At 50.9% G+C, this 12901-nt stretch carries 9 protein-coding genes; 2 read left to right on the top strand and 7 right to left on the bottom strand.

The window, feature by feature from the left end:
• The 4 genes from Q7P68_RS12985 to Q7P68_RS13000 all read right to left on the bottom strand — a co-directional run.
• Positions 1 to 3005: glycoside hydrolase family 2 TIM barrel-domain containing protein (locus Q7P68_RS12985; RefSeq protein WP_304226356.1), on the bottom strand; the 3005-nt coding region annotated here is incomplete at its 3' end.
• Entirely contained in the window at positions 3002 to 4111 is a 1110-nt protein-coding gene (locus Q7P68_RS12990; protein WP_304226358.1) for a GntR family transcriptional regulator, read from the bottom strand. The genes Q7P68_RS12985 and Q7P68_RS12990, both read right to left, overlap by 4 nt.
• Positions 4112 to 4242: 131 nt before the next feature.
• Positions 4243 to 7647, bottom strand: coding sequence for a DEAD/DEAH box helicase (locus tag Q7P68_RS12995; protein ID WP_304226360.1), 3405 nt, complete (start codon positions 7645 to 7647; stop codon positions 4243 to 4245).
• Between the two features lie 2 nt (positions 7648 to 7649).
• The gene (locus Q7P68_RS13000; protein WP_304226361.1) at positions 7650 to 8795 is read right to left on the bottom strand and encodes an ERCC4 domain-containing protein; all 1146 of its coding nucleotides are present in this window, start codon (positions 8793 to 8795) and stop codon (positions 7650 to 7652) included.
• 120 nt (positions 8796 to 8915) lie between these two features.
• Between Q7P68_RS13000 and Q7P68_RS13005 the strand changes: the two genes are divergently transcribed.
• The gene (locus tag Q7P68_RS13005; protein WP_304226362.1) at positions 8916 to 9158 is read left to right on the top strand and encodes a type II toxin-antitoxin system Phd/YefM family antitoxin; all 243 of its coding nucleotides are present in this window, start codon (positions 8916 to 8918) and stop codon (positions 9156 to 9158) included.
• Positions 9152 to 9580 (top strand): PIN domain-containing protein, encoded by a 429-nt coding sequence (locus Q7P68_RS13010; RefSeq protein WP_304226364.1) that lies wholly within the window; start codon positions 9152 to 9154, stop codon positions 9578 to 9580. Before Q7P68_RS13005 ends, Q7P68_RS13010 begins: the two co-directional genes overlap by 7 nt.
• Before the next feature lie 44 nt (positions 9581 to 9624).
• Here the strand turns inward: Q7P68_RS13010 and glf are convergent, their stop codons facing one another.
• The 3 genes from glf to Q7P68_RS13025 form a co-directional block, all read right to left on the bottom strand.
• Positions 9625 to 10731, bottom strand: coding sequence for a UDP-galactopyranose mutase (gene glf / locus Q7P68_RS13015; protein ID WP_304226366.1), 1107 nt, complete (start codon positions 10729 to 10731; stop codon positions 9625 to 9627).
• A gap of 23 nt (positions 10732 to 10754) precedes the next feature.
• On the bottom strand, positions 10755 to 11771 hold the full coding sequence (locus tag Q7P68_RS13020) for a glycosyltransferase family 2 protein (RefSeq protein WP_304226368.1): 1017 nt from the start codon (positions 11769 to 11771) through the stop codon (positions 10755 to 10757).
• Between the two features lie 887 nt (positions 11772 to 12658).
• Positions 12659 to 12901 (bottom strand): hypothetical protein (locus Q7P68_RS13025; protein WP_304226370.1); only part of this gene is annotated, 243 nt, incomplete at its 5' end.

Genomic DNA, 12901 nt, shown 5'->3' on the forward strand with positions numbered 1-12901 from the left:
CATTCCGATTCCTTGAGCCATTCTGCGGTAAAGATACCCGCATCAAGTCCCGTTTCGGTCCGCATGGCACAGCGAGCACGGAACCAGTCCCCGCTGGAATCACCGGCCGGCGCAAGGGGCTCGAATCTGAGCCGGGCCAGTCCCGCATCGAGCCAGCTATACATAACCTTGTTCTCATAATAAAAGGCAAAATCCTTTTTGCCCCGGAGTTCTATAAAGTTTTTAATACCGTCATTCTGGGTCGGCACCCGGTATATATGGGGCACCAGGGGAGAGCGGAGGTATTCCCTGCCCCTTTCATCCTGCAATGAGGCAAGAAAGCCTTCCGCAGTAAAGCGAGCCTCCAGCCTGCGGCCCGCCCTGGCCCCAACAATGATGGCAACACCGGCCCCCTGAAACAAAGCAGCAGGCCGAACACCAGCATGAGACTGAGTAACTGCTCCGTAGGGGAGGCTTTCCCGGCTCACCGCATGGCCCGCCTGCGCCCACAGCGTATCCTCTTTAAGAACAAAGTCCAAATGCAGCACCGTCTCAGCCACTTCCATGGCAGTACGGAGCCTGCGGCCCACCTCAGAATCCGGTTCGGATACATCCAAATCGGATACATCCGGATCGGACAAAGGCGGCAGGTTAAGCTCGAGCGGCCCAATCTCGCCGGGCCCGATCGGCGGCAGGGCCTGCACGCCCCGGAACAGCACCGGCTCAGCCAGGTTGCTATCGCCGCTTACGATAGACCAGTGGAGTTCCAGGTGCGAAAGGTCGATAAAATCGTATTTGTTTTCTATATATATAAGCCCCCGTGCAGGCCCTGCCGCCGCTGTCGAGGAACTGCCATTCCGGACGGTCCTGGTATAGTACCAGGCTGGCAAGGAACTATACACCTTCACCGGCCGCCAGACATAGGCGACTTCGGCCATAACGGGTTTGAGGGACCGGTCGGGGAACACAAGGCCGTCGGCGATAAAGTCCAGGTCAGAGGGCCTATCGCCGAAGTCGCCGCCGTAGCGCCAGGCCTTGCCACGGCCGCCTGCGCCATGGACTGCGCCGGCATTAGGCCCCGGCGGGACCTGGTTTGCAGGCGTATCGGCGCCACCTTCACCCACAAAGAGGCCATGGTCAACCCACTCCCAAATAAAGCCCCCCTGGAGGCCCCGGCCCTTCTCAATAGTCTCCCAATAGTCAGAGAGGCTTCCGTTGGAGTTTCCCATGGCATGGGAAAACTCGCACATAATATTAGGCCGCCAATCGTTAATGGTCCGATCCCATTCGGCAAGCCAGGAAATAGCAGGATACATGGCGCTCACAATATCGGTGGCCGCCGTCCCCCGCCCTTCCGTATCCAGCGGATGGGGCCCCTGGGTCCAGTCGGGCCTGCAGGCTCCTTCGTAATGGAGGGGCCTGAAGGGATCAAAGGCCCGGAGCCAGAGCGCTGCCGCATCGTGGTTGGGTCCGTAGCCCGATTCATTCCCCAAGGACCATATAATGACCGAAGGATGGTTCTTGTCCCGGAGGGCCATGCGGCTCACCCGGTCGGTAAAGGCGAGGAGCCAGCGGCGGTCCCTGCAAAGACTGTCGTAATACCCATGGCTTTCGATATTCGCTTCATCAATGACATAGAGACCGTACTCGTCGCAGAGGTCATACCAGGCTTCGTCATTGGGATAATGGCTCGTGCGCACCGCATTGATGTTGTGCTGTTTCATAAGCTCAATATCCCGAATCATCGATTGGAGGCTCACGGTCTTTCCGGTCCGCTCATCATGCTCGTGCCGATTCACCCCCTTAATCATGACCCGCTTGCCATTCACGAGGAGCGCCCTGTCCCGAACCTCCACGCTGCGGAATCCGAGCCGCAGGCCAGTCGCTTCGATCACTGAACCGTCGCTGCCGTAGAGGGTTGCCGTCAGGGTATAGAGACGGGGCTGTTCTGCGGACCAGAGTTCCGGCGCAGAAACGGGAAGCACGGCGCTGCATTCGTAGCGGTTAGACCGGTAATCGGGAAGGAGCTCCATATTGATAAACGGTTCGCTCAGGGTGACGGCCTTTCCTTCTGGATCGTAGAGCTTTAGTGATATGCGGAGGGCCTTTTGTTCCGGAGTGCCCGCAAAGCCGAGCTTTACGGCGACCTCAATTCGGGGGCTCTTGGCCATTTCCGGAGGAATTTTTTGGGAATATACCGACACACCCTTGGATACAGGCTCCGTGCCGGGAAGATAGGGCCGAGCATCAATATCCTGGATATAGGCAGGTCCCGTGCTGTACAGGTACACGCTCCGGTGCAGCCCCCCGAGCCACCACTGGTCCTGATCCTCGATGTAGCTTGAATCGGAATAGCGAACCACCATGAGGGTGAGAGTATTCGTTCCCTGCACCAGGAAGGGACTCAGGTCAAATTCGGCGGGGAGGCGGGAATCCTTGGAAAAACCAATCTGCTCGCCGTTTAGAAACACCACAAGAAAACTTTCGGCGCTCCCCACATGGAGTACGACCCGCCTCCCCTGCCAGCCAGCAGGGATTTGGAAACTGCGCCGGTAAATGCCCGTAGGATTATCCCGGGGTGCCTCGGGGGGCACGGCATGGAATGGCATAAGCACGTTGGTATAGTGGGGTTTATCAAAACCCTGGCAGGACCAGGTGCCGGGGACCTGAATCAATGACCAGGAGATAGATTCGGCACGGTCTGACGCCGCCCCATGAGGAGCCTCTGCAGCGTTCAGCCCTTCCTCCGTAAGCAGCGTTAAGGCCGTTTCGGGGTTCGGGGCAAGATAAAAGGACCAGGGGCCATCCAGGCTTAAGACCCAAGGACTGCGAGCGGGCAGCAAAGAGGGGTTAGCTCCTCGCCCCTTGGGGCCCAGGCGGGCATCAATATATGCTGCTTCTTCCGTGGGAAAGGGAAAGAGCTGACTCCGCATAGGGAGTCGGTTTGCGGCGGTTTGTTCAGGTTCTTCCCAGGGTTTCCCAGCCCGGAGATTCTGCAAAGCTTGGAGGTTTTCGTGTTTGTTCATAAAGGCTCCTCTTTTGGTAGGCTCAGTACCGAACTTCGTTCTATAATAAGGGGACTTATGGTCAGCTTGATGCGGGAACTATAGGGTTGTTCTGCAATATGGTCAAAAATGAGTTCAACAGCTTTGGCCCCGAGTTGTCGGGAAGGATAGCGGAAACTCGTGAGGGATATTTCACTGATACGGGCCAAGGGAGAATCATCAAAACCGATAAGAGAAATATCTTGAGGTATCTTAATGCCTAGTCCCAGGGCCGCGGTGCGTACCGCCAGAGCCATGGTGTCGTTGGCGCAAAAGAAAGCCAAAGGAAGGTGTTGGCCGCGGAGCTTACTTTCTAAAAAAGCCCTAATTGGTTCGGTCCATGCAGATTCGGGGCCGGGAGGCAACAGCAATTCTTCGGCCACTGGAGAAGACGAGCCGGCGTCGACAAGCCTGTTCCATTCATCAATAAAACCCTGTTTCCGGTAATAAAAGGGCCGGTGGCCCTCCTTCCATACAACTGCGGCGCGCCTCATGCGCCGTTCAAAAAGGTAACGGGCCGCTTCCTGCCCTGCCCCATAATCGTCAAGAAAAAGGGATGAAAAACCTTCCAGTTCATGGTCCAGCACCAGAATGGGAATACCAGCGGCCCTGATTTTTTGAAGAAGATGTAGATTTGGTACGGGCTCAGCAGGTGTGGGACAGACCGGAGATATGATGATACCCTGCGGGGCCCGTTCCAACAAACGCTGCAAAATATCCGCTTCTATGGCAGGGGAACCTTCAGAACAGGCAAACAGGGCATGATAGCCCCGCTCCCGGATGGCCACCCCGGCGGCTTCCACCAGTTCTGGATAGATATAGCCGGATAAAAAAGGAAGCAGCACCGCTATGTCCGACTGAGCCGCCGCAGCGCCCCGCTGGCTCGATATGCGAAAAGAGCCTTTCCCTTGCCGGGTCTCCACAAGGCCCTCGTGGACAAGCCGCGCTAAGGCCTGCCGTACCGGGGGCCGGGAGCTTGAAAAGCGGCGGGCCAGCTCAGGTTCCGAAGGCAGCCGCTCACCTTCGGCTATAGCACCAGAGGCAAATTGTTCCAAAAGCCACCTGTATACCTCATCAGCCTTGGACACAAAAAGCCTCCTTTCCCGACATACATCGACCGCATTTGCACGATCGCTGGGTAGCAACCGGCCATGTAATACAAGTTATAGCGCTTGTATTACAGCATTGTCAAGAGAAAACGGGAAAAGAGACGAGAGCCTCATAAAGTAAATAAACTCCGCAATTCTTCGTGACTCATCCGGGTAAGCCAGGATTCGCCTGAAGCAACGGTCATGTCGGCCAATTCCCGCTTATCCCTTAGCATTGCATCAATTTTTTCTTCAAAAGTGTTCCGGGTAATAAAGCGATGAACAAACACATTCGATCGCTGGCCAATACGGAAGGCCCGGTCTGTGGCTTGGTTTTCAATCGCCGGGTTGAACCATAGATCATAGTGAATAACCCTGCTTGCAGCGGTCAGGTTTAGTCCCAGGCCACCGGCTTTAAGACTTACGAGCATAATTTTAGCTAATGGATTAGTCTGGAATTCCTGGACCGCCTGATCCCGTTTTTTCTGTCCAAGGCCACCATGGTAAACCAGAACGTCTTCCTCCAATTCTTTCATAATAATTTCTTTAAGAATATTCAGGGTTTCCACATATTGGCTAAATATCAGGACCTTTTCGTTGCCTAATAGAATTTCTTCGAGCAAAGCCAATAGGAGCTGACTTTTACCAGATAGGGAGGCTAAAGCGGGACTTTCTTTATCATAGCAACGGGGATGGTCACATATCTGTTTAAGCGATGTAAGCAGTTTTAGGATCAAAGCCGCCCGTTCAGATTTTTCCGTAAGGGTTTCGGATGCTGCAAGGGCATTCCGTACTATACTTTCGTACAGGGCTGCCTGCTCACCTTCGAGGCTTGCATATTCATTAATGGTTATCTTATCCGGCAGGTCGGAAATAATAGTTTTGTCAGTTTTTAGCCGTCTTAATAGAAAGGGAGCCGTAATAGATCTCAGCTTATCAGCTACAGGCTGCTGCCGGTCCACCTCAATGGGCTTACGATATTCCTTTTTAAATGTTTCAGCGCTTCCAAGATAGCCCGGTAAAATAAAATCAAAGAGGGAACGGAGGTCCTCTAAACGGTTTTCCACCGGCGTACCTGACAGGGCGAGCCGGTAAGGGATTTGGAAGCTTTTTATGGTTTTAGAAAGGGCAGTGGTGGCATTTTTCATAAGGTGGGCCTCATCAGCAATAAGGCAACTAAAATGAAATGATGCCAGCTTTGCGCTGTCCCGTACTGCGGTCTGATAGGTGGTTAAAAGAACTCGGCTTTTTATCGAAAGGGATCGTTTCGTTCCATGATACCGGGCCACAGACAAGGAGGGGGCAAAGCGTTCTAGTTCCCGCTCCCAGTTAGAAAGGAGCGCCGATGGAGCTACTATTAAGGCGCCTCCCTCGCCAAGGCGTCCCTCCTCTTCGAGTCTCAGAAGTACCGCTATGGCCTGAATGGTTTTTCCCAATCCCATATCGTCCGCCAGTATGCAGCCAAATCCAGCCATAAGAAGCGAGCAGGCCCAGTTGTAACCCCTCATCTGATAGGGCCGCAGCTCTGCCTTCAGCCCCTGTGGGGCTGGAAAACGCCTTTCCGTAAGAAGCTTGCTAATAGACCTATCCAGTTCTGGCGAAAAGCGGACTTCGTTGGCAAAATGGGTTTTAAGCACATCCATTGCGGAAACCGTGGCGGGAGCTCTAGCCCGCTTAAGCAGAGCTGCAATCTCAACAGGGTCTAAGCGGACATATCCATCTTTGAGCCGTACTAGGGCAGTCTTTTTTGATACGAGCTTTTCAAATTCATCCGCAGTAAGGATCTGATCCCCTATCGCTATTTTCCACTCATAAGAGACGAGGCTCTCTAGGTCTAGATAGGATACCAAAGATGCAGCTGCCCCCTTATCCTGAAGCACGAGGTGGGGCTTTAACTCTCGATGCAGTTCCTTAGGAAGCAGTACTTGAACACCAAGCCTACTAAGGAGCGGGCCCGCTTCTTCCAGGAAAGTCGCAAGCCGTTCCTCGCTTAAAAGAACCGAAGGTTCCCTCGAAAGGGCACGGATTTCAGGGAGATAGGCCGATAGGGCTGCGGGGGCCCGGAGCACATCACGATTCCCCGTTCGTTCCAAGGCTTCCGCAAGCGGAAATACAGCACCATCCAGAAGGACCTCAAAAGAAAAACGATAAGAAAGACTCTTTTTTGCTCCCGGATCGGCTGAAAGAGTACAACGGTATTGCCAAGCGGTAAAATCGGTTCTAAGAACTGCAAGCCAGGCATCAATAGCCTGGGGAAGGCTCTTATCGACGGGGGTATTGACCGCATAAGGATTTCCCTTAAAGAAGAGGCTTACGAAGGCCCGAAAACGCTCACTTCCGGTAGTACTCCCATAGTCTACCCAATGGACCTGTTCAGTAAGAAAAATGCAAGCTAAAAAATCTACCGCACTCCGGGGGCTTAGACGTTTTGGTTTTGTTCCTCCGGTACTAAGTAACCCCGGTTCATAGCGGGAAAGATCCTCTAAAGCGGAACGAACAGCGGGCAAGCTATCCATGGGCTTCCAATATATATGGAGCATCTTTGCATCGACCCAGGGAATAGGTATAAAAGCCGCGGTATCCCATAGGGAACGCATTAAGCGAAAGAAATAAAAGAAAAATCGATATTCCGCAGTTCCCTCGTCTTGCGCACAGCCAAGAAAGAGGTCCGCAGCTTCTAGAAGGCTTAAGGTTCCTTCCTTGCCGCTTGGGAGCGTATAATGCAAATGAACCATAGCACTCGGTTCAAAGGCCGTAGCAGTGACAGACCAGCGGGCTCGAGAAAAGGCACGATCAAGATCCTCATCAATATCATGACCCTCTATCGTCTTTCGGATTGCCCGATGATAAAAGTCCATGAGGGTAAGAGAAAAATCCTTTTCCGTAAAGGACGACTTTGGGGGAAGCAAGGCCTGAATAAAATGTGCGTAGGAGCCATCGGGAAATGGATGGGGGGCTTCGGAAGGAAGGGCCAAAGCCTCTGAGTTTTCAGGCACATAAGCAATTCTAAAAGGACTTTCTAAATCACGGCTCAAACTGGTACCGAAATGGGACTCCAGATCTATACCCCGCAGCTTAAAAAGCACATGAGGATCCGCATCAATCTGCCGGGCTAGTACATAGTACACCGCTGCCATGTGCTTACAGGGGTCCCCCCAGTCAGGACAGGTGCAAAACCGCTTCATATCACCCCAGCGTTCCGGAATAAGAGCAATATGCTCGGATCGCAGAACTTCAACCAATTCCATGGGTAGTTCTCCCACCTGGATGCGGGAGAGCAGCATTGGATCATCCTGGATTAGTTCAAAAAGCCTATTCTGTTTTTCTAGCACTGGGAACTCTATTTGAACTGTATAGGACGGACTCGAGTGCCCTTTTACCTTGGCGGTCACCTTTCGGTTCTGTATTATAAGAGATAGTACTTTTCCTGTGTTCGCATAGGTCTTACCCCGCTGGAGTCGGGCATCGATGCCATAGGTTCCGAGAACTTCCACAAACCATGCCCCCCAGGGAGTCGTTCCATATTGATGAGCCATCGTTATTCATTCTCGCCTTGGTTTGCACTTTGAGGAGTAACCAGATACCAGTACCGTTTCTTGCCCCGGCCCGCAGCTGCCGCGAGACCCCTGTTTCGTAATACCATGAGGGCCCGTGTGAGGTGAGCCTTATCCACGTCTCCAAGGGCCTCAAGTAATGCGGAAATACTCATGCCTTGTTTTCCAGGAGATGCTGTAGCTTCATCTTTGGGAGTATTTTTCAGGGCATCTTTAAGCAGTGAAAGTACCCGCTGTTCCAGCCGCAGGTCCGCCACATAGGGGGCCACTGGCTCGGCGGTAAGCTCCCGTTCCCGGTCCGCCGCTTCCTGGACGTATTTCTGGTATACCGCCCGGAAAAAACCGTAGGTCCAAAGATTTGCTTCCTTCCTGGTACGGGCAAAAATAATAGGAAGCCGGGGATGCATGGCCTGAAGTTCCGCCAATGCCCGGTAACAAAACCCAGGTTTATAGGAATGTTCAAGCCGTTCGGGATTAAGAAAATCGCCATAATCGGCTTCCACCACGACCGCAGGATGAGGAAGACTTTCCAGATCCCGAAAAACCTGGTGAAGCATGGCGATGCGAGAAAAATCACTAAGCAGGTTACTAAAGGTTTTCCGCTCCACCACCGCAAGAATCGCATCCTCATGGATAAGAGCATAATCCCCCGCGGGGAGCTTCCGTTTATCAACCTGAGCCTTGGGGAATTTCCATGGGTATCTTTCTGCCGTGTCAATGATGACCGAAAAAGGAACCACAGCAGGCTGCAGCGAAAGACGGGACCGGGATTTGTGTTCCCGCTGTGCAGCCTGGGTCTTAAAAAAAATCTGCTCATAGGAGCCAGGGCGATTTTTATAGGGTTTTTCCAGAATAAGGAATTCGCAGCGTTTTTTAGTAGGCCGATCCAGGGTGATACGGAGACTTTTCCCAAAACGGTCAAAGTTGATAACCGGAACCCGCTCTATCATGGTAAAGAGGTCCTGGTCCTCGGCCGTACTTCCGTCTCGTATGCAAAATACGTTTCCCCGCTGCCCCGGCCAGGCATCCTGGGCTCGGACGGCAAACAGAATTTTTCCGTCTTGTTCTATGGCAATTCGAACGGGAAAGCGGGGATTTCCCGTTTGCTGCACAATCCAAACAATTCCCATAAAGCCATTGTTGCGGAGAAACGCGCTCTTGGCAAGGGTATAATCTGGCTAATTTTTGAAAGAGAGACCATTTTTAATATCATGCTTGACAATCGTTTATTATGGTCATAAATTGGTCTTATGGAGACTATTTCAGTTTCAAAGTTAAAGGCCCACCTCAGCGCAGAACTTAAACGGGTGGAACGGGGAATTGAACTCACGGTGGTTGATCATAAACGGCCGGTAGCTCGGCTCGCTCCACTTAATAGGGACAGCTTATTTGTCCGGGAAGCACAGGGATCCTATGAATATAAAGATCTGGAACCCCTGGTAAAGCAGGATGTTATGCAAGCTCTGGAAGACGAGCGAGATGAATCATGGTAGCATATTTGGATTCTTCAGTGGTGCTCCGGCATATTTTAAATGGAGAAAAAGCTATTCAACATGCCCTTGCGTGCGAAAATATCATCGCCAGTGAAATACTAGAAATAGAATGCCGCCGGGTCATACATCGCTACCGTTTACAGAATGAGCTTGATGACATGAAGTTCATATATGCAATGGAACGGCTCGATAAAGTGTTAGCCGGTTTGAGCCTTGTGAAACTTTCTGAACCCATCAAAAAGCGGGCCATGGGTACATTTCCCGTAATTATTAAAACCCTCGATGCGCTTCATATCGCCACTGCACTTATATATAGCGAAAGGGTTCCTGATGAAACCCTGCTTCTTTTTTCTCATGACGATAATATGAACCGCTGTGCCCGTGCCCTCGGGTTTTCCGCCCCCTTTATGGGGGAAGCATAAAAGAAGTGGCCAAACCATCTGAGGCTTTTTGAGTTACTTTCTCGTTACAGGCCCAATCCCAGCGTACTCGCTGTTTCCAGGGCCCGGGCTAGCACTTGATCCATATCGTAATACTTATACTCACCAAGCCGGCCGCCAAAGATGACCTTGCGCTCCCGCTCCGCGAGAGCGTGGTAGCGGCTATACAAAGCCTGGTTTTCGGTGTTGCCCACAGGGTAATACGGCTCATCCCCCAGCTGCCAGGTCTTACTGTATTCCCTAGTGATCACCGTTTTGGGCTGCTGGCCAAAGGCAAAGTGCTTGTGCTCGATAATCCGCGTATAAGGAATTTCCCGTTCGGTATAGTTAATAACCGCGTTTCCCTGGTAGTTATCCGTATCCAGCACTTCGGTCTCAAAGCGGAGGCTGCGGTATTCCAGAGGACCATACTCGTAATCAAAGTAAGCATCGATGGGGCCCGTATAGATGAGCCGTTCAGCCTCCGAAAGCCATTTTTGCTTGTCCGCAAGGAAATCGGTCTCCAAACGAACTTCCACACCCTCAAGCATGGCTGCCACGAGGGCTGTATAGCCCTGTACAGGAATACCCTGATAACGAGCATTAAAATAGTTATTGTCAAAAATAAAGCGGACCGGCAAACGCTTAATAATCTCTGGCGGCAGTTCCGTACAGGGCCGGCCCCACTGTTTTTCCGTATAGCCCTTTATCAACACTTCGTATATATCGGACCCCACGAGGTTAATTGCCTGCTCTTCCAGGTTGCGGGGCTCTGTTACATACCGGGCCTTCCGTTGTTCCTCGATCTTAGCTTTTGCTTCTTCCGGCCGTATTACCCCCCACATCTGGTAAAAGGTGTTCATGTTAAAGGGGAGGTTGTAGAGCTTACCTTTGTAGTACGCCAGGGGACTGTTGATATAGCTATTGAATTCTCCAAAAAGGTTGATGAACTCCCAGACCTTTTTGTCATTGGTATGGAATATGTGGGCGCCGTAACGGTGGACTGCAATGCCTTCCACATTCTCGGTGTATATATTCCCCGCAATATGAGACCGTTTTTCTAAAACGATGCAGCGTTTCCCTGCTTTTTTTGCAAGATAGGCAAGAGAAGCCCCATAGAGCCCCGCACCAACAATCACATAATCGTATTTCATCAATCTACCCTGCCTTTGTACGGTTAATTAAAACCAAACAGGCCTTGGGCTACGCGGTATAGACCGATAAGCAGGGGCCGACCAAACCAGCGGGGCAAATGGAAGGCTCTGCCGACAATACCGCGGCGGAGCTGCCAATACAGAAGCGGATTATGCCGCTCTATATCACGCCACAGCTGCGCTAATTTCTCCTGGTGTTCGGCAGTACCGGAAAGCACGAGCATAATGGAAGTAACGGCTGTTACAATTTCAAAATAATGAATCATGTACCAGAAAAGCTTGGGGGTATTTATAGACTCAAGGGAGGCCTTGTTCAACATAGTCCGGTTCACCAAAAGCTGCTGATCGATCCGTTTTATCATAGTCTTTTCCTGTACCGATTGATCAGAGCGGCCGATAAAATAATGATACAGGTTCGCATCCATATAATACAGGGTCTTTACATACGGCAGGGGCAGATAAACATACAGGTTGTCCACATAGAATGTATGCTCAGGAAGTACCATACCAGAAGCACGGAGCAGTTCGGTCCGGTAGATGACCGAGTGCATCAAAATATAGTGGCCCTTTTTAAATTTCCCCACATCGTCCCAGGTGCAAATCCGGTCCTGAGGAATAATCCCCCGGTAATGGATGATACGTTTATTAGTTTTGCCTTGCTTATCATAGATATAGTTTGCAACAAAAAGGTCTGGGCCCTCGCCGCGAGACACAAGGTTTTTAAGAGTTTGCAAAACCTGTGGGTAGGCATCTTTGTCGAGCCAGTCGTCGCTGTCTACGACTTTAACATATAATCCAGTGGCATGGGCAATACCGGTATTGACCGCTCCGCCATGGCCCTTATTCACCTGGTTAATAGCCCTTACAATGGTCGGGTATTTTGCCTGGTAGCCTTCGGCAATCTCCTGCGTCCGGTCCTTGGATCCGTCATTCACGATTAAAATTTCTACATCCTCTCCGCCGGGGAGGAGGGACTCAATACAGTGCTCTAAATAGTCCTGAGAGTTATAGGACGGTACAATAATAGAAAGTAATTTCATAGTTTATCTATTTTAACATACATATTGATGAATTTATAGGGGAGACTCGTGCAACCATGGTGTGTAAACAGACATAACCCCTCTGGGTCTACCCCGATCCAAAACAGTGAGGAAGTGGTACCAGCGATATGGGGCAGAAAAGAAAACAGGGCTTGTTGAATTAATCCGTCGGCCCCACAGCATTCCTCGAGCAACGAAACCCTGGATACGATGTAAGCTCAAGCAGGCGGTAGAGGAACTCCAGCGTGCGGGTAAACGAAAGCGTGCAACACGGTTGAAGCGGGACCCTGAGCTCCCGGTGAGTGTACCGACGGAATAGCACCAAGCTTTTTAAGCGATGCTGATAAGCCCATTATCATCGTATTCCACAGCGTTTGCTTCGGAGCAAGAGTTTTTGCAGAAGTCTGCTCAGTACCAGAGATGGTTTAACTGCAAACGACACAATCGCTACAAAGGGAATACACCATCACTCCTGGCACGAGAGACGTACCCAGAATTACCGGCAGAAGCACTGGTATTTACCCCTGTCATCCTTGACAATCTACTGGGTCAGTATAAAGCTGAACTTGCTCAATGGGCTGCCTAATGCCCAGGGGGGTACCATGTCTGGTAAACGAGCAAGTGAAATTGCGAACAAGAATGGGCACTATCAAAATAAAAATGTGAAAACAGTTAGTTTTATGCTGGATTAAATAATTTAAAAATAAGATTGCTGCAATTGCAATCATTTCCGTTATTGTAATTACTATTGATTATAAAAGTCACCGTTGTAGTACACTTTAATTTTCAAAAAAGCTGGTAAAAAGCTTTCTGAGTTAACTCAGAAAGCTTTTTACCAGCATTTTTTATACATGTTGCAGGCCGACCACTTTTTCTAGTAAACTGAATTATAATTCTAAAAGGAATACTTCTTTCTGCAGTTGCAGGCCGACCACTTTTTCTAGTAAACTGAATTTCCACGCCCCGTCGACATATACGCTCCTGTGTTGCAGGCCGACCACTTTTTCTAGTAAACTGAATTGACGCAGGATTCCTTCAACAGCTTCGCCACGTTGCAGGCCGACCACTTTTTCTAGTAAACTGAATTCTGATTCCGATCTTGCTGGTCGCGCTAATGGTTGCAGGCCGAC

It is taken from the genome of Gracilinema caldarium (assembly GCF_029265695.1).
Lineage (GTDB): Bacteria > Spirochaetota > Spirochaetia > Treponematales > Breznakiellaceae > Gracilinema > Gracilinema caldarium_A.

Coding starts and splice junctions, on each gene's coding strand:
- Q7P68_RS12995 (WP_304226360.1), bottom strand. CDS start 7,647: ATGGCTCATCAATATGGAACGACTCCCTGGGGGGCATGGTTTGTGGAA.
- Q7P68_RS13000 (WP_304226361.1), bottom strand. CDS start 8,795: ATGGGAATTGTTTGGATTGTGCAGCAAACGGGAAATCCCCGCTTTCCC.
- Q7P68_RS13005 (WP_304226362.1), top strand. CDS start 8,916: ATGGAGACTATTTCAGTTTCAAAGTTAAAGGCCCACCTCAGCGCAGAA.
- Q7P68_RS13010 (WP_304226364.1), top strand. CDS start 9,152: ATGGTAGCATATTTGGATTCTTCAGTGGTGCTCCGGCATATTTTAAAT.
- glf (WP_304226366.1), bottom strand. CDS start 10,731: ATGAAATACGATTATGTGATTGTTGGTGCGGGGCTCTATGGGGCTTCT.
- Q7P68_RS13020 (WP_304226368.1), bottom strand. CDS start 11,771: ATGAAATTACTTTCTATTATTGTACCGTCCTATAACTCTCAGGACTAT.